At 38.0% G+C, this 17,564-nt stretch carries 20 protein-coding genes and 1 rRNA gene; 14 read left to right on the forward strand and 7 right to left on the reverse strand.

Features of this window, described 5'->3' with window-relative positions; genetic code table 11:
- Positions 1 to 209 precede the first annotated feature (209 nt).
- The 3 genes from BMW30_RS08575 to BMW30_RS08585 form a co-directional block, all read right to left on the reverse strand.
- Positions 210 to 779 carry a beta-class carbonic anhydrase gene (locus tag BMW30_RS08575; RefSeq protein ID WP_091475893.1) on the reverse strand — a complete coding sequence of 190 codons (570 nt, stop codon included), beginning with the start codon at positions 777 to 779 and terminating at the stop codon, positions 210 to 212.
- Complete coding sequence (locus tag BMW30_RS08580) at positions 742 to 1,803, reverse strand: YihY/virulence factor BrkB family protein (RefSeq protein WP_091475896.1); 1,062 nt, start codon at positions 1,801 to 1,803, stop codon at positions 742 to 744. Before BMW30_RS08580 ends, BMW30_RS08575 begins: the two co-directional genes overlap by 38 nt.
- 68 nt (positions 1,804 to 1,871) lie before the next feature.
- Positions 1,872 to 2,198, reverse strand: coding sequence for a hypothetical protein (locus BMW30_RS08585; RefSeq protein WP_091475898.1), 327 nt, complete (start codon positions 2,196 to 2,198; stop codon positions 1,872 to 1,874).
- A gap of 143 nt (positions 2,199 to 2,341) precedes the next feature.
- Here BMW30_RS08585 and BMW30_RS08590 point away from each other — a divergent pair, with 143 nt between their 5' ends.
- The 7 genes from BMW30_RS08590 (at position 2,342) to BMW30_RS08615 (ending at position 7,438) form a co-directional block, all read left to right on the forward strand.
- The gene (locus BMW30_RS08590) at positions 2,342 to 2,539 is read left to right on the forward strand and encodes a DUF1128 family protein (protein WP_091475902.1); all 198 of its coding nucleotides are present in this window, start codon (positions 2,342 to 2,344) and stop codon (positions 2,537 to 2,539) included.
- Between the two features lie 19 nt (positions 2,540 to 2,558).
- Positions 2,559 to 3,791 (forward strand): aminopeptidase, encoded by a 1,233-nt coding sequence (locus BMW30_RS08595; RefSeq protein ID WP_091475905.1) that lies wholly within the window; start codon positions 2,559 to 2,561, stop codon positions 3,789 to 3,791.
- A gap of 71 nt (positions 3,792 to 3,862) precedes the next feature.
- The gene (locus tag BMW30_RS10650) at positions 3,863 to 4,027 is read left to right on the forward strand and encodes a hypothetical protein (RefSeq protein ID WP_180366276.1); all 165 of its coding nucleotides are present in this window, start codon (positions 3,863 to 3,865) and stop codon (positions 4,025 to 4,027) included.
- A 62-nt stretch (positions 4,028 to 4,089) separates the two neighbouring features.
- Positions 4,090 to 4,890 carry a regulatory protein RecX gene (locus BMW30_RS08600; protein ID WP_091475908.1) on the forward strand — a complete coding sequence of 267 codons (801 nt, stop codon included), beginning with the start codon at positions 4,090 to 4,092 and terminating at the stop codon, positions 4,888 to 4,890.
- Entirely contained in the window at positions 4,862 to 5,167 is a 306-nt protein-coding gene (locus BMW30_RS08605) for a YfhH family protein (RefSeq protein WP_091475912.1), read from the forward strand. The genes BMW30_RS08600 and BMW30_RS08605 overlap by 29 nt, the downstream gene beginning before the upstream one ends.
- A gap of 14 nt (positions 5,168 to 5,181) precedes the next feature.
- Positions 5,182 to 6,681 carry a hypothetical protein gene (locus BMW30_RS08610; protein ID WP_091475915.1) on the forward strand — a complete coding sequence of 500 codons (1,500 nt, stop codon included), beginning with the start codon at positions 5,182 to 5,184 and terminating at the stop codon, positions 6,679 to 6,681.
- 10 nt (positions 6,682 to 6,691) lie between these two features.
- Positions 6,692 to 7,438, forward strand: a complete 747-nt coding sequence (locus tag BMW30_RS08615; RefSeq protein ID WP_091475917.1) for a hypothetical protein — start codon at positions 6,692 to 6,694, stop codon at positions 7,436 to 7,438.
- 69 nt (positions 7,439 to 7,507) lie between these two features.
- Here the strand turns inward: BMW30_RS08615 and BMW30_RS08620 are convergent, their stop codons facing one another.
- Positions 7,508 to 8,485 (reverse strand): metal-dependent hydrolase, encoded by a 978-nt coding sequence (locus BMW30_RS08620; protein WP_091475920.1) that lies wholly within the window; start codon positions 8,483 to 8,485, stop codon positions 7,508 to 7,510.
- Between the two features lie 36 nt (positions 8,486 to 8,521).
- Between BMW30_RS08620 and mutY the strand changes: the two genes are divergently transcribed.
- The 3 genes from mutY to BMW30_RS08635 all read left to right on the forward strand — a co-directional run bounded on the left by mutY (position 8,522) and on the right by BMW30_RS08635 (position 11,931).
- Positions 8,522 to 9,538 (forward strand): A/G-specific adenine glycosylase, encoded by a 1,017-nt coding sequence (gene mutY / locus BMW30_RS08625; protein ID WP_091475922.1) that lies wholly within the window; start codon positions 8,522 to 8,524, stop codon positions 9,536 to 9,538.
- A gap of 63 nt (positions 9,539 to 9,601) precedes the next feature.
- Positions 9,602 to 10,147 (forward strand): nucleoside tri-diphosphate phosphatase, encoded by a 546-nt coding sequence (gene ntdP, locus BMW30_RS08630; RefSeq protein WP_091475925.1) that lies wholly within the window; start codon positions 9,602 to 9,604, stop codon positions 10,145 to 10,147.
- Positions 10,148 to 10,194: 47 nt separating this feature from the next.
- Positions 10,195 to 11,931, forward strand: a complete 1,737-nt coding sequence (locus BMW30_RS08635) for an ABC transporter ATP-binding protein (RefSeq protein WP_091475928.1) — start codon at positions 10,195 to 10,197, stop codon at positions 11,929 to 11,931.
- Positions 11,932 to 12,016: 85 nt separating this feature from the next.
- On the opposite strand, the gene BMW30_RS08640 is transcribed toward BMW30_RS08635, so the two are convergent.
- Together BMW30_RS08640 and BMW30_RS08645 are read right to left on the reverse strand one after the other, a co-directional pair.
- Positions 12,017 to 13,132 carry an FUSC family protein gene (locus BMW30_RS08640; protein ID WP_091475930.1) on the reverse strand — a complete coding sequence of 372 codons (1,116 nt, stop codon included), beginning with the start codon at positions 13,130 to 13,132 and terminating at the stop codon, positions 12,017 to 12,019.
- Positions 13,133 to 13,147: 15 nt separating this feature from the next.
- Positions 13,148 to 14,428 (reverse strand): glutamate-1-semialdehyde 2,1-aminomutase, encoded by a 1,281-nt coding sequence (locus BMW30_RS08645; RefSeq protein WP_091475965.1) that lies wholly within the window; start codon positions 14,426 to 14,428, stop codon positions 13,148 to 13,150.
- A gap of 112 nt (positions 14,429 to 14,540) precedes the next feature.
- Between BMW30_RS08645 and bcp the strand changes: the two genes are divergently transcribed.
- From bcp to BMW30_RS08660, 3 genes are all read left to right on the forward strand, one after another.
- Entirely contained in the window at positions 14,541 to 14,990 is a 450-nt protein-coding gene (gene bcp / locus BMW30_RS08650; RefSeq protein ID WP_091475933.1) for a thioredoxin-dependent thiol peroxidase, read from the forward strand.
- On the forward strand, positions 14,983 to 15,927 hold the full coding sequence (locus BMW30_RS08655) for an NAD(P)-dependent oxidoreductase (protein ID WP_091475936.1): 945 nt from the start codon (positions 14,983 to 14,985) through the stop codon (positions 15,925 to 15,927). The genes bcp and BMW30_RS08655 overlap by 8 nt, the downstream gene beginning before the upstream one ends.
- 67 nt (positions 15,928 to 15,994) lie before the next feature.
- Positions 15,995 to 16,441 (forward strand): Fur family transcriptional regulator, encoded by a 447-nt coding sequence (locus tag BMW30_RS08660; protein ID WP_091475938.1) that lies wholly within the window; start codon positions 15,995 to 15,997, stop codon positions 16,439 to 16,441.
- Here the strand turns inward: BMW30_RS08660 and BMW30_RS08665 are convergent.
- Positions 16,438 to 16,833, reverse strand: coding sequence for a DUF2614 family zinc ribbon-containing protein (locus BMW30_RS08665; RefSeq protein ID WP_091475940.1), 396 nt, complete (start codon positions 16,831 to 16,833; stop codon positions 16,438 to 16,440). The genes BMW30_RS08660 and BMW30_RS08665 overlap by 4 nt on opposite strands.
- A 407-nt stretch (positions 16,834 to 17,240) precedes the next feature.
- Here BMW30_RS08665 and BMW30_RS08670 point away from each other — a divergent pair.
- Positions 17,241 to 17,564 (forward strand): 16S ribosomal RNA (locus BMW30_RS08670); the annotation flags it as partial.

The raw sequence follows: 17,564 nt of genomic DNA on the forward strand, positions 1-17,564 counted from the left end.
TCGCTCACAGCCACGCAGATTGATTTGCGTTCCAATGAGACTCGCTCACAGACACGCAAACGGATTTACGCGCCAATGAAACTTGCTCACAGACACTCAAATTAATTTAACCCCAAAAAACCACCAAAAAACCACCAAAAAACCACCAAAAAACCACCAAAAAACCCCAGGATATTCACTATCCCGAGGCTCTTCCCAACAAATCAAATCTAAATATGATCATACCCATTCACAACAAGCTCAATCTCACCGTTATCCGGCTCGATAATCACACCGTGTACAGCGACATCCTTTGGCATGAGTGGGTGATTTTTAATCTTATCGACATTCTCTCGAACGCTGTCATAGATATTGTCGTAACCATAGAACCACTCGTCTAGGTCAACGCCAGTAAATCTCAACGTCTCGATCACTTCTTCGGAAATTCCTCTTTTTTTCATTGCATCAATCATCGGACCTGGTCTTAAGGCACCGAATCCACAATCGTGGTGTTCCATCACCATTACTTCATCTGTACCGAGCATGTGAATGGCAATTAAAATACTGCGCATTGTTGATCCCATCGGGTGAGAGATGATCCCACCAGCGGTCATCAAGTGTTTGACGTCTCCGTTTTTTAAACCCATAGCTTTCGTCGCCATCTCTGTTAAGCGTGTGTCCATACATGATAAAAGAACCAGTTTCTTGTCGGGTGATTTTGTCGTTTTAAACTGTTCGTACTCCTGGTTTGTAACGAAGTGCTTATTGTAATCGAGTAATTCTTGTAGTAGGGGTTTCATCTTCTTCTTTTCCCTTCTGCATGGTTAATTCTTCGCTTTGAATTTGACGCTCATAAATAATTGAATTGATCTGAGCACCTACAATTATAATAACACCTGTGATGAATAACCAGAACATTAAAATGATTACACCGGCTAAACTTCCATAAGTTGCACTGTAGTTACCGAAGTCTGTAACGTATATACTGAATCCCCATGAAGCAACGAGGAAAGCAATTGTTGTAAATGTTGTTCCGACTAGCGTTGATTTCATTTTGTTTTTAACATTTGGTGCAAATGTATACATCACTAAAAATACGATGAACACAAGGAAAAATGGTAAGATACTTCGGATTAAGTTCCATACAGTTGTAAATTGTGAATCTAATCCGATTACACCGAACATCAAGTTACCAATCTGACCACCGAATACGATAAGGGTGAATGTCAGTGCGATTGCTACTGTAAGGATGAGTGTAAAGATAATTGAATACGTACGTGCAACAACGATGTTTCGATTATCTTCAACATTGTATGCAACATTGAACGCATTCATCAATGCATTCATACCGTTAGATGCTGACCAAAGCGTCAAAATAATACCGACGCTCAATAACCCACCAGAGCTTGATTCCATCACATCGGTAATAATGCTAGTGAGTATGCCTGTAATTTCTTCAGGTGCATAGTCTTCAATAAAGCCGATTACTGTTTCTGCCTCTACATTAAACAATGGAACGAGTGTAAGTAAGAAAATAAGCATTGGGAAAAGCGCCAACATGAAATAATACGCGAGCTGTGCCGCGATCCCTGGTGTTGAATCTCTTAAAAATTTAAACATCAGGACTTGTAGAAAGTTAGGGTTTTCTGCCAGTGGTGCCGGTTTATGAATTTTAGAGACATAAAATGTTTGCCCTTTTTTTGGTTTCTTAGACTTGAAAACAATGGGTTCGACCATCGTATCGCCTCGAATATTTTTACTATTGTTAACTTTTTGTTCCTCTTGCTCTTGTTTTAACTGACTTAAGTATTTTGAATCGCTCATAGGCTTATCCTTTCTAACAATAAAGGACCAACATTTGTTAGTCCTCTAGTTTGTTTACGTAGTAATGATTATTTATTTTTGTCTTTTTTATCTTTGAAGTTTTCAACAAGTGTGTCTTTCGCGTTCACGATTGAACGTTCAAGTTCTGGATTGTTGCGGCGAATCTCTTCGATTGTTTCTTTCCAGAATGAAACCTCTTCTTTTAATGAATCAAATTTTGAAGGTTCAACACTGCTTGCATTTAACTTCTCTTGAATTTCTTTCGGGTTTTTTACATAATGTGTAACTTCTTTACTTTTACTTGCTACACTTTGTCGTGTGTTTTTATCAGCTAAACTTATGAGTGCACCGATTGCTGCACCGACAAGCAAAAATGGTAATAATTTGTTTTTCATAACATTCTCTCCTTATGTCTCATTACTTTAAATATTACCAAAATTAGTCCACTTTAAACGCTTTTATATTTCCAAACATTCAATTTTTATAAAATGTTTGTTATATTTAACGTTATAGTCTAGGAAACACTGAGGAGGTTCCCATGTCGAAAGAACAATTTTTGAAAGATCTAGAGAGCAAGCTGAATGTCGTGAACAGAGGTATCTTTAAAGCGGAAGCATATCCAGACAGCGCGTTCGAGGACATTCAATCACTTCATCAGATGGTAAGTTCGCGCCAGAATTTATCGCCGAATGAAAAAACGGCGATTATTGAAGAGTTATCAAGATTAAGAAAATAAATATAAATGAGGGATAACAATGAGTGCATTAGAAGAAAAATTATCTAAATATGCCGATCTTCTTGTTGAAATCGGTTTAAATGTTCAGGAAGGTCAACGCGTGGTTGTCAATGCAACGACTGACGCGCTACCACTTGTACGACTTGTCACACAAAAAGCATACGATAAAGGTGCAATCGATGTCAGCATTAAATTGCGTGACGATAAGCTCGTACGTCTTCACGCTGAAAACCAGTCTGTTGAAGAGTATGCGAACGTTCCGGATTGGGTTGTTGATGAAAGAATGTTCTATTCTGATGAGAAGAGTGGATTTTTAAGCATCGTATCTTCATCACCAGAATTGTTAAAAGGTATCGATACAGAAAAGTTAAAACAAGCGAGCATCAATGGCGGTAACGCATTTAAAGATTTTTCTAACCGTATCCAGTCGGATTACCATAGCTGGTGTGTTGCGGGCTATCCTTCTCCGGAATGGGCGAAGCTTGTATACCCTGACAAATCAGAAGAAGAAGCGGTTGATGCACTATTAGATCTGATTCTTTACACGGTTAGAGCGGAAGAAGCTGACCCTGTAGCTGCATGGGAAGCACACGATAAAAACCTACATGAAAAAGCAGATTGGTTAAATAAAAAGTCATTCCATGCGCTCCGATATGAAGCACCAGGGACTGAATTGACGATTGAATTGCCTAATGGTCACATCTGGGCAGGTGCATCAAGTCAGAACAAAGATGGTCATTCCTTCATGGCAAACATGCCAACTGAAGAAGTGTTCAGTGTACCTAAGAAAACGGGTGTTAACGGTTTTGTATCGAATACATTGCCACTTAGCTACGGTGGAAACTTGATCGATAACTTTAAACTGACATTTAAAGATGGGAAAGTTGTTGAGTATGAAGCGGAAACGGGTAAAGAGTACTTAGATAACTTATTCTCTACAGATGAAGGTGCGAAATATTTAGGTGAAGTTGCACTTGTTGCAGACGATTCACCAATTTCAAACAAGGGTATTTTATTCTATAACACATTGTTCGATGAAAATGCGTCTTGTCATATTGCGCTCGGCAGTGGTTATGCATTCTGTGTTGAAGGTGGAAAAGAAATGGACCGTGAAGAATTAGAGGCAGCTGGTGTAAACGATTCGATTACACATGTGGACTTTATGATCGGTTCAAATGAAATGAATATTTATGGTGTTGATGCAGATGGTAACGAAACGGCTATCTTCGAAAAAGGGAACTGGGCTTTTTAAAATTTAATATCCAAAATCCAAATTTTATGGTAAAATGAATGCATGTATATGAAATGATTGGAGGCTTCTATATGAACTTTTTATCAATGACAGCGATCTTTGGTGCTTTTATCTTTGCTAACTTAGGTTTTGCCGGACTGTTATACTACTTCATGTCTATTGGACTGAACGGTAAAGATGCAGTAACTATTGACACGCCTGAGGAAGCTACGGAAAGACGCGAATGGTTAGACTAGATATATAAGAACACGTAGAAGGGACTTAGGGTTCCTTCTTTTTTATTTGTATGAGGTGACTTATGGAGATTCGTAAACTAAGTAAACAAGACGATAGCTTGTATGAAGTTGCGTTCACAAACGGTGAAACGTTAACACTTCACGAAGAGACAGTTATACGCCTGCAGTTATTGCCAGGTAAAACTATTGATGCAGATTTACTTAAGGATATCGAAATACAAAAAAATATTGACCAAGCATACATACGTGCATTGCGATTTATCAGTTATAAAATCCGTTCATCACATGAGATCTCACAACATTTAGAAGAGGAATTTGAACCCGATGTGATTGCTGAAGCGAAATCACGCTTAAAACAAGAGGGGTATATCAATGATGACACATATGCTGAAGCATTGATGCAGACGATGTTTAAGACGACAATCAAAGGCCCAAATGCGCTGAAGCAGCAATTGATCAAACACAAAGTAAACCAAGAAGTCAGGGAGAAATACGTCACCCAATTTGATGATAAGATAGATGAATCACGTATGAACAAGCTAAAAGATAAGGCGCTTAAACGACACAAAGGAAGTCATCGACTATTTCAACAAAAATTTAAAGCGACGATGATTGAAAAGGGTTACTACCCGCATCATCTCGAGATGATTGATTTTAATGAACAATCGGATACATTTGATGAAGTACATAATCTTGAGAGAGATTATGAGAAATCATATAATAAGTATCAGAGGAAATTTTCTGGATATGATTTGAAAGTGCGCATATTGCAAGCATTGGCGAGAAAAGGATATCCTTATGATTTTATTCAAGAACATTTAGGTGGTAAATTAAATGAACTTAAGCACGATGACACGATATGAGATTGAGACATATATAGAAACGCTAACTGAGAAACTACATAAGGCTGAAATGATGGGTATTGAAAATGAATACCGAGTCATTGAGCGACAAATTTTAATTGCAGAGTGTTATTTAGTGGATCTTTCTAAAATAGAAAAGGGTAAAATATATCCATTAAAAGATTCACCGAAGCACTATTTCAAAGTAGATTATTTGAAGGGAATTTTTGCTTGGGGCTTCTTCATCGGTGGAGAAGAAAGTGAATCAGCAATTCCAGTCAGTTTACTTAAACTATAAGAGAGGTGAGGATTGTGCGCAATATATTGCTCTTAAAGGCAACGAATATTACATATGCAGAAGAAAGTCCACATCTTAAAGAGCGTATACTGAACCAATCCGAACGCCTTATTCTTAAAGATATCAATCTTCATTTATACAAAGGTCAAATTCTTGGTATTTTAGGTGACAGTAAACGCCTTGGGATAGTGAAAGAAATATTCAGCAAAACATTATCTCCAACATCAGGTACGCTGCAGACGGAAAAATCAATCTTATCTTTGGATGTTATCGACCATGTCCATTCCGATCAAACCGTCGGTGCATTTACACGTAACTTCTTAATTGAATTTATGCGTTCGGGTGTAACGGAAAACATCGTCGACAATTTAAAGTATGTCGATGTATATATGCGCTATCGTGACCGTAAACTCAGTGAGTTATCGCGTCGAGATATCGCGCTGTTAATCATAGAACTATCAAAGTTTGTCAATGTGGACATCGTCGTATTCTCGAACTTATCTCAGTACTTGTTACCAGAAGATAAGGCGGTATTAAACAGCGCGATCGTGTACTCACAAAAAAGACATCGCGGTGTATTATTATTAGAACCAGACATTGAGAATATTAAACCTTATGCGAATTACTTCATGTGGCTCAGCCATGGGCAGGTTCGTTATGAGGGCGGCTTGAAGCAAGGTGTTGAACGTTATGAACGCTACTTGCGTGAACGCAGTTCCATAAAGAACATCGAGGAAGAAGAAACATTTGACCAATCGTGGAAAGAGACGATGAATGAGTACGCGCTTTTTAAACATAACATGGAACGGGTGCGCAGAAAGACAATCGTTACATCTGAAAACGTCAACGTTAAAAAGCTTGTGGTTTCAGTCGTGCTGTTTTCGATTATGGTGGCTTCAGCTTTAGTTGTCATGATGGACATTTCATTTACAGAAGGTGATGGTGGACTACCGATTATTAATCAGTCAGATGATGATGCGGTTGTTAATGAAAGCGACCGGACATTATATGGATTAGTCACCAATGATTCACTCAGCTTCGGTGTCGAAGATTACAGTACGTTGGATATTATGCCGATTAAACGCGTATCTAGAAACACGTACAATGCAGTTGTTCAAGGTGGCGAATATGAAGTTAGTACAGATGATTTCATTTACTTTAACCCCGCGAGCTTATATCAACAATCATCATTACAAATATTGTTGCCGTACACGCATTCTAGTTTTAGAGACAACTATTTGTTCTACAGCAATTATTTAAATATCAGTGCAGATCAGTTAAAAGAGAGCATCAACTACGATCATGAAAATAATCAGCGGGTTGATGTTTCTGGCATACCGATCACATTCCATTTAAATGATGATGTGGTCTATGGGATTTCATTCCCCAGTCAAAATACAGAAGAACTGATTGAAGAATATGAATTGACGACAGAAAATCCAATTTTTAGATTGCCGCGCGGCTATATGATTTTATATGGTGAGGCAGAGCGATGGCTCTATATAAACAGATAGGAGGGGTATAATGAATCGAGATTTAAGCTATGTGTTAAAGAAGACAACGGATAATTTACTTCATAGCGAGATAAAAAGCTTATACCCGCTGTTTGTTTATGCATTTGGAATATTGATTATATTGGTTTCAAATGTCATCTTTGATACGAATACGTCACTAATAATTCTGTTTAAATTGATTGGCTTTATTACATGTGTGTGGTTGTTCAGCATCGTTGTGTTGAATCGCTACATTATCAGTAGAAAAGGAACAATATTAAAAGTGCATTACGTGTCGATATTCTCACGTATGTTACCGACTTTGCTCTACCAAACAATCAATTACATGTTATTTGTCGTACTTTATGTCGCAATCACAGCGTTGTTTATTGATAATTTTTATATCGGTACATTTACAATGTTGTACTATATGTTGCTTGGTATGATCCTGATTATTCCGTTCACGTTGTTTTACATCGCTGTCAATTTAAACCGTGTTAATGTCATCAACACGGTTGTGTTCATACTGCTTGTGGCAACAGTGCCGATACTGTACTTCCCACAACAGTTACCGTCAATGGTAAGTAGTATATTATCTTTAAATCCGTTCTACTATATCGTCTACAGCATACAACTGAATACGCTCGGTAACCATTGGAACATCAACAGAATTCCATCGGATATTTTATTCTTCAGTCAGATGGCACTCATTTACTTATGGATGTTCAGTTTCTATAAACGGATGAAGTATAACATCTATTTTGTGCAACCAAAATAGACCGACATCATTCTAACAAAAAATCCGGACATTCATGAGAAAAAAGAATGTCCGGATTATTTATATCAATCAATTATTCATCAATAATTGCTGCAGTCGCTCTTCTGAGAATACCCAGCCAATATAACTATGTTTCACAATCTTTTGTTCTTTATCGACGATCATGATGGTGACAAACGCATAATGTCCATCTTTTAAATAGCGGAGATCAATGAAACGAACCTCAACTTCGTTTTCATTCAATGTTTTTAATTCATAGTGATAGATCGAAGAAAAAAACACAAATGTTCGGTAATTAATATCAAACCTTATAATTTCATGTAACGCACTTGGAAGTTTATCTTTTTGATCGAATGAATCGTAAAACACAATGTGTCCATGTGTACTTCTACCGACAAAGTAATGTGTATCGGTGACGACGATGACCCGCCAAACGAAAAATTTTAACGTGGGCATAACGAACACGCGCTTGATGTTCTGGTGTGGCAGCTGGTGCTTTGCTTTTTTCATAATGGTGCGCTGCATGAGATGGCGTGTAATATAATAAATTAATAACACGCCATACAAGATAAAGAACATCGTAACCGGATTGAATCCGAGAAACCATAATATGAAGTAGACGATGTGTGCACCGAGTATAAAAATATCCACTGTGTTTATTGTCCCAATCTGTATCCAACTATAATCGAGTGGCCGTAGTGCCTGTGTACCGTATGAATTAAATATATCAACGAACACATGTAAGAATACGGCGAGTTGTACCCATAAATAGGTGGATGCAAATGGCAGATCAAACAGCAGCATCGCAAGGAATGTAATCAACATCGGCCACACTAGAAAAGTAAATGGCAGAGAGTGTGTGATACCGCGATGATGTTTTATATATGTCGCATTATTTTTAAATTTTAAAATCGTATCCGTGTCCGGAACTAACGATGCACCCACAACAGCGATGATGAAACCCGTCTGCAATGCATCGATATTTGGGTCCATTGTCGCAACCCCAACGATTGTACCACCCATTAAAGTATGTGTTAGAGTATCCATGATATTCTCCATTCTAAAATTTAAGGAGTGTAAGATTTGAATAAAGTACAACTAAACAAGGATCTTCTCGAATGGTTTCGTGCTTCTAAGCGTCAGTTACCATGGCGAGAAACTTCTGACCCTTTTAAAATTTGGATGAGTGAAGTCATGTTGCAACAAACTCAAGTCAAAACTGTGATTCCATATTATAATCATTTCGTCCGTAAGTATCCAACGATTGACGCTATCGCAAACGCAGAAGAAGTGAGCTTGCTCAAAGACTGGGAAGGGCTCGGCTACTATAACCGTATTCGAAATTTCCATTTTGCAACGAAAGAAGTACAGGCTAAATACAACTCTATCGTACCCGAAGAGCCGCATGAATTTCAATCTTTACGCGGTGTTGGGCCGTATATTGAGGGTGCTGTCATGAGCATTGCCTTCAATCATAAAATTGCAGCTGTCGATGGCAATGTGATGCGTGTTTATAGTCGACTCCATCGCTACGGCGAAGATATTTCTAAGCAGAAGACCGTGAAGTCAATCAAGCGAGATATTGAAACTTGGATGAGTGATGATGCTGGAGATTTTAATGAAGCCATGATGGAACTCGGTGCGACGATATGTACACCAAGAGCACCGAAATGTATCCTCTGTCCATTGAAATCACATTGTGAAAGTTTCGAACACAACGACGTGTTAAACTATCCGGTAAAAGCGAAGCAGAAACCAAAGAAAGATACAGTATACAATGTTTTTATTATACAAAATCAAGATGGAGATTTTTATCTCGTAGAACAGACTGAAGATTTGCTCAAAGGCATGTATGAATTTCCGAAATATGACGTAGATACTTCAATGGATAATATTGAAGATGAATTAAACATTGAATTTACTTCACAACCCACATATCTTTCACAAGTGAAACATGTGTTTACACATAAGACGTGGATTTTAGAGGCATATATGATACATACGAATGAGACAAGTGAACATTTTAAATCCATCGATAAAATTCAAAAATTACCGATGAGTAAAGGGATGCAAAAAGTATTGGCATTACTTGAAGTCTAACGTCGTGATACCATAAATAAGTATGATATAATGCACATGTACAAATTAAAGGTGGTGTGGAAAGTGAAACAAGAATCCATACCGAAAGAAGGTAGCAAAGTCAAAATTCAGAGCTACAAACATGACGGGTCCATACATAGGGTATGGTCAGAAACCACTATTTTAAAAGGGACGAATCATGTCGTCATAGGGGGAAATAATCGAACACTCGTTACTGAGAGTGACGGCAGAACGTGGATTACACGGGAACCGGCAATCGTTTACTTCCACTCGGAATATTGGTTTAACGTCATATGCATGTTCAGAGAAGACGGTGTGTATTATTACTGCAACTTGTCATCTCCTTTCGTCCATGATCAAGAAGCGCTTAAGTATATTGATTACGATTTAGATATTAAAGTGTATCCCGATGGTAATTATCACCTGCTCGATGAAGATGAATACAAGCTTCACAAAGAGCGAATGAAATACTCAGCGGATATCGATTTAATATTGAGACGGAATGTAGATATTCTCCAATCATGGATTGAGCAAAAGAAGGGACCTTTTGCGCCGGATTTCATCAACGTATGGCATCAACGATTTAATCGAGTAGTCAATAAGAAGTAGCCAGTCATTTATATGACTGGTCTTTTATAACTAAGGGAGTAGAAACGATGATTTGGCGATATTTAAAATTTGTTAAACCATATTTTTGGTTAATTATATTAACAGTGGTCATCGGTATTTTGAAATTTGGTATTCCACTTTTAATTCCACTGTTAATCATGCATGTCATCGACAATATCATTTTAGCTGAAGGATTAGCACAAGATGAACGCTTATCCATGCTGTTCAATATCATGATAATCTTCGGTTTGATCTTTGTCGTGCTTCGCCCACCGGTTGAATATTATAGACAATATCTCGCCCAGTGGACGAGCAATAAAATCTTGTATGATATTCGAGAAAAATTATATAAGCACTTGCAGGAATTAAGTCCAAAGTATTATTCAGAGAATAAGGTTGGAGAAATCATTTCACGCGTGATTAATGATGTTGAACAGACGAAGGATTTCATAATGACAGGTCTCATGAACGTCTGGTTAGATTTAGTGACCGTACTGATTGCTCTGATCATCATGTTCAACATAAATGCTGAACTTACATTGGTATCGATGGCGATTTTTCCATTTTATATATTCGGTATATATTATTTCTTCGGTCGACTGCGCCGCTTGATGCGTGCGCGTTCACAAGCACTCGCTGAAGTACAGGGATTTTTACATGAACGTATTACCGGGATCAATGTAATCAAAAGCTTCGCAGTAGAAAAACATGAAGAGAAACGCTTCGCAAATAAGAACAATAATTTCTTAACGAAAGCTGTTAATCATGCCAGATGGAATGCAAAAAGTTTCGCAGTCGTCAACACGATTACGGATATCGGACCGTTGCTCGTTATCGGGTACGGTGCATATCAAGTACTCGGTGGTAGTTTAACAGTCGGTGCACTCGCAGCTTTCGTTGCGTACTTGGAACGACTTTACGGACCGCTGCGCAGGTTGGTGTCATCATCAACGACTTTAACGCAAAGTATCGCCTCGATGGATCGTGTGTTCCATCTATTCGATGAAAAATATGATGTAACAGATAGAGAAAATGCAGAGCCAATGGATGTATCTCGTGGAGAAATTGAATTCCATGATGTTGGATTTGGTTACGACGGTAAGTCAACGAATACTTTAAACCATATCAACTTTAGAATCATACCTGGAGAAACCGTCGCATTTGTCGGAATGAGTGGTGGTGGAAAGTCCACGCTCGTATCATTGATTCCGAGGTTCTATGATGTGACAAGTGGCGCAATAAAAATCGATGGTCGCGATACGCGAGACTATACGATACAATCGCTTAGGAACAATATCGGCATGGTCATGCAAGATAATATACTTTTTAGTGATACCGTGAAGGAAAACATAATGCTGGCATTGCCTGGTGCAACAGACGAACAAGTTGTTGAAGCGGCAAAAGCGGCCAATGCGCATGATTTTATTATGAATTTACCAGAAGGTTACGATACTGAAGTGGGTGAGCGTGGTGTTAAATTGTCCGGTGGACAAAAACAACGCATCGCAATTGCACGCGTATTCTTAAAGAACCCACCGATTTTAATTTTAGATGAAGCAACAAGTGCCCTAGATTTAGAAAGTGAAAGTATTATTCAAGAAACATTGTTGAAACTGTCGAAAGATAGAACGACAATTATCGTTGCGCATCGACTATCAACGATCACACACGCTGATAAAATCTATGTGATGAAAGATGGTACCATTGCCGAATCAGGAACGCACCAAGAACTCTTATATAAGCGCAACGTGTACTACGACTTGTATAGCATACAAGATTTATAATAAAAAAAGATGTAAACCAATATTTATAAGATATAATTAAAAAGGTCACACTTGCTTTCTATGGTGAAAGCAAGTGTGACCTTTTTTATATATCCATCGTTTCATCATCGATCTTTAACTCGTGATTCTTCGCATGGAATTTGAAATAACTTGTTGTGATTCTATCAAGATTTTGAAGTATATCTCGATATTCATGAATCGATGCCATTAAACTCATAATATTTTCGTAGTGATTATCATCGATATTATTCTTTGTTTCATTGAATAGCTTTGTAAACATTTCTATCAGTGTCAACTCAAAGTGCTCTTCACTATGTGTCGTATAGATGTAATCGTCCTCTGGGCCAACGCGTTCATTAAATTTCATAAACAGTTGTTCGTGGTGACTCATCAACATATCTATTTCTACCTTCATACGATATTGCAATTCTTCATCTAAATGATTGTAATCATTCTGATATCGATTTAATTTTTTGAGTAGCGTAAAGGCAAGATTTGTAGATGCGAGTAAACGACCGTACAACATTTTCTTTCTCGCCAAAGAGAAGTTATTCTTTTTTAAATAATTTCGCTCTTCTTTGTAGTATAGATACATCGTCTCTAACTTAACGATTCTATCTTGTATGCTTTTGATATCTTTCTTAACGATGGTGAAGTCAGTCATTGAGTTGATCTCGAGACGAATCCATTTGAATATGTCACCAGTTACATTAAATGTATTGTGATACAATCTGCTTTCGTACTTCGGTGGTAAAAAGACTAAATTGACGATGAGTGCAGATACGACACCGGTCATCACGAGTGAAATTCTTTCGCCTGCTGTGATGAAGAAATCTCCCATTGATTCGGAATTTGCAAGTGTTGGTGCATCGAGTATTGCAATCATCGTAACGACTGCCAGTGTTGACACAGACTGCAGTTTAAACACTTGTAACAGTGCGAGAACAAGAATTGTCGTCAGTCCGATGACGACGATACTATTGCCGAAGAGCAGCAACATGCAAACAGCAGCAATGGCACCGATAAGGTTACCTTGTACTTGCTCCCAAAAGCGTTTAAGAGAGCGATGGATATTCGGTTGTAATGCAAACACAGCTGCAATTGCTGCAATCAGTCCGGGTTCTAAACCTAACCAATCTATGATGAGTAAGGTTAATACAATAGCGATACCGGTCTTTATAACGCGAGCACCAATCTTCATCGCATGCTCTCCTTTCTAGAAGTTTTCTTTAAATACAGTTTCTACGATATCTAGTGTTTCATCAATGTCTGCTTCAGTGTGTGCTGTCGTAATAAACCACGCTTCATATTTTGAAGGTGCGATATTGATACCGTGATCAATTAAGCCATTGAAAAATTTGGAGAAGTCTTCACCATTTGTATTTTCTGCTTGTTTATAATTCGTTACGACTTCATCTGTAAAGTATATTGTCAATGCACCGAGTTTGCGATTCACGGTCGCTCGGATATTGTACTTCTTGATTAATTCGAGAAAACCATTTTCTAATTTTTCCCCTAAGAAATCAAGTGTTGTGTATACGTCTTTATCTTGTAATACTTCAAGGCAAGCGATTCCGGCTGCCATCGAGAGTGGGTTACCAGCCATCGTGCCCGCTTGATATGCGGGACCTAGTGGTGCAACGCTTTCCATAATTTCTAACTTTCCACCGTATGCACCGATCGGTGTGCCGCCACCGATGATTTTACCCATCGCAGTTAAGTCTGGTGTCAAACCGAGTAAATTTTGTGCACCACCATAACAGAATCTAAATGCCGTAATAACTTCATCATAAATCGTTAAGGCGCCAATGTCACGAGCTACACTGTGTACTTCTTCTAAAAATCCAGGTGTAGGTTCAACGATTCCGAAATTTCCTACAATCGGTTCAATAAGAATTGCTGCCACTTCATCACCGTGTGCTTCAACTGCTGTTTTGAAATCTTCTATATTATTAAAAGGAACTGTAATCATATCGCGTGCGACACCGACAGGTACGCCAGCAGAATCTGGAGATCCAAGCTGAGCAGGGCCACTGCCTGCCGCGACGAGAACTAAGTCCGAGTGTCCGTGATAGCAGCCTTCAAACTTGATGATTTTATTGCGTCCAGTGTATGCACGTGCAACGCGAATCGTTGTCATCACAGCCTCTGTCCCAGAGTTTACGAAGCGGACGCGCTCTAAGCTTGGAATTGCATCTTGAATCATTTTAGCAAACTTATTCTCAAGCATCGTCGGTGTACCATATAAAATACCTTTAGCGGCTTGGTCTTGAATCGCTTTTGTGATGTGAGGGTGAGCATGACCTGTAATGATAGGTCCGTATGCTGCAAGGTAGTCGATGTACTCATTGCCATCAACATCAGTAAATCGTGAACCCTTTGCTTCTTGCATGACGACTGGTGCGCCGCCACCAACTGCTTTATATGATCGGCTCGGTGAGTTTACACCGCCGAGTATTAAAGATTGTGCTTCATCGAATAGCTTTTTTGATTGAATTCTTTCCTTCAATTGAGAGGACTCCTTTATCGTTTTATTAAATATTTTATCATATTATATAGATGGAAATAGGGTATACTAAATAAGAGTATTGCATAAAGGAGTTATTATAATGAAAACTTTTCCGAAGTTTAATTTAGAAAATCAAGATGGTACAGAAATTAGCAATGAAAAACTAAAGGGAAAAACATTGATTTATTTCTATCCTAAAGATAATACACCGGGCTGCACGACTCAAGCATGTGATTTAAGAGACAACATGTCAACTTTTAATGATCTCAACATCGATGTTTATGGTGTGAGTGGGGACTCAAAACAGAAACACAAGAATTTTATCGAAAAGCATGATTTGAATTTCGATTTGCTTGTCGATGAAGACTTTAAATTGTCTGAGACACTCGGCATATATAAAGAAAAGAAAATGTTTGGCAAGACTTTCATGGGAATTGAACGCACAAGTTTCCTTATTGATGAGAACAGCAATATTTTAAATGTGTTCGAGAAAGTAAAACCGAGCGATCATGTAGAAGATGTGAAAAGGTGGATTGAAGCGAATGATTAATATACTATCAACAATTAAATTACCAGAACCTTCTATAGAAGAGATAAAAAAACAACAAACAGAAGTGAACTTCCGTTTCGTTCACTCAAAAGACATTACGCAAGATGATTATGAATGGGCAACTGTACTAAATACGTATGGTTCTCATATTAAACATCATGACATCACTGACTTTAAAAATTTAAAGTGGTTAAATGTGATGAGTGCTGGAGTCGATTCATTACCGTTTGATAAGATCGGTGATATTCCTGTGACGAATGCTCGTGGAATTCATAAAACTCCAATGATGGAATACACGATTGGGCTCATTTTAAACTATTACAAGAATTTTTATCAGAACCAAGTGGATCAAAACAACCGTTTTTGGAATAAGGATGTTAGTACAGCAGAATTATATGGAAGAAACGTGCATATCTTTGGAACCGGAAGTATCGGCGCGCATATCGCGAAAGTACTTCAAGTATTTGGTGTGAAGACGACTGGTTACAATACAAATGGCCGTGCTGTCGATGGGTTTGATGAGACGTATCCAATGGATGAAAGAAATGAACACGTGAATGAAGCGGATATCGTTATTTCTATATTGCCTAAAACTGAAATGACAAATGAGATTTACGATCAGGCATTCTTTGATAGTATGAATCAAACCGCTGTGTTCATTAATATTGGACGCGGTAATGTCGTCAGTGATGAAGTCCTCTTCTATGTGCTCGATAACAAAGTGATTGAGCATTTGATCTTAGATGTATTCAATACAGAGCCATTGCCAGAAGATAGTCCTTTTTACAATTATAAAAACTTAACGATTTCACCACACTCTTCTGCAACGACAGGTGTGTATTATGAGCGTGCATCTGAAATTCTCATCCGAAATTTAGCTGCTTATCCTGATATTTCAAAAATGGAAAATGTAGTGGATGGCAATAGAGGATATTAATTAGTTAATTTATTAGTTATTATCATATATAATATGAATAATAGTGTAATTGGATGGAGGGAAAGTCATGACGACGGCTGAACGAGAAACGTTGTTTAATGAGTCAATTAATGCGCTTAAGAAAACTGGTGTACGAATTACACCACAAAGACGTGCTGTATTGAAGTTTATGATTGACGCTGATAATCATCCAACTGCTGACGAAGTATATAAAGCACTCTCGCCTGAACATCCGGGCATGAGTGTTGCAACGATTTATAATAATTTAAAAGTATTGAAAAATACTGGAATTATAAAAGAGTTAACATATGGTGATGCCTCATCTCGATTCGATTTTAATTCAGATAAGCACTACCATATTATGTGTAGCAGTTGTGGAAAGATTACAGATTTTCATTTTAAAGGGCTAGAAGCAGTCGAGGAGTTGGCAGCGAATAGTACAGACTTTTCGATTACGCATCACCGTTTAGAACTTTATGGATTATGTAAGGAATGTAAACAAGCAGAAGACTAATCTTCTGCTTGTTTTTTGTTCTGTTCAATTTCTTCAAGGATTTTCTCTCTGCGATGCTTTACATTAAAATCTCGAGAAAATACTTGACCTTCTAACTCTTTGTCTATCGTTAGTGGCTCGTTACAATGAATACAGTAGTCGACACGACCAAGTATTTTTGTATGTTTTTCACAATTCGGACATTGCACAACGAGCGTTCGCGTACTGACTATCCCAACCCAGAAGTAAATAACAACACTGAGTATTAAGGGAATAATACCGAGAATGATGAATATAGCAAACAACCATGGGATTTGAACAAAAAATACACCCATATACATAATGATCATTCCGGCAAAAATCATGATTAGTGCATAGCCACGAATTCGTTTAATCTTGTTTGTAGCCTTCATTAAATCTCACCTCACAAATTATTATATACCATTGTAACCTGACGTTACATTAAGAACTTTGACAATAAAAATAATAAAAAAAAAGAAAATGTGATTTTAGTGTTGACGAAACGAAATCTAATTGATATTATATAAAAGTCGCTTGAAACGAGTTGTAAACATTGAATAAAGATTTGACTAAAAATTTATTTTAACATTTACAAAAAAAACTTGAAATCTACTTTCGAAATGTGTATCATTTAAAAAGTGAGTTTTAAAAAACAAAAAGATTCATGCGAGATACGAACATTGAAAACTGAATGACAATAAGTCAACGTTAATTCTAATAATTTTGGTATATAACCAACTTGGCAGTAACCAAGTAAAAAAATGCAGTGAGCTAAAAACTTAAATATAGTTTTAACAATTATATGGAGAGTTTGATCATGGCTCAGGATGAACGCTGGCGGCGTGCCTAATACATGCAAGTCGAACGCGACACTTTCGGGTGTCGAGTGGCGGACGGGTGAGTAACACGTGGGTGACCTGCCCATCAGCCTGGGATAACCACCGGAAACGGTGGCTAATACCGGATAAGTCTACGGATGAAAGTCGGATTTTCTGACACTGATGGATGGACCTGCGGCGCATTAGCTAGTTGGTGAGGTAGTGGCTCACCAAGGCGACGATGCGTAGCCGACCTGAGAGGGTGAACGGCCACACTGGGACTGAGACACGGCCCAGACTCCTAC

It is taken from the genome of Aliicoccus persicus, assembly GCF_900110815.1.
Taxonomy (GTDB): Bacteria; Bacillota; Bacilli; order Staphylococcales; family Salinicoccaceae; genus Aliicoccus; species Aliicoccus persicus.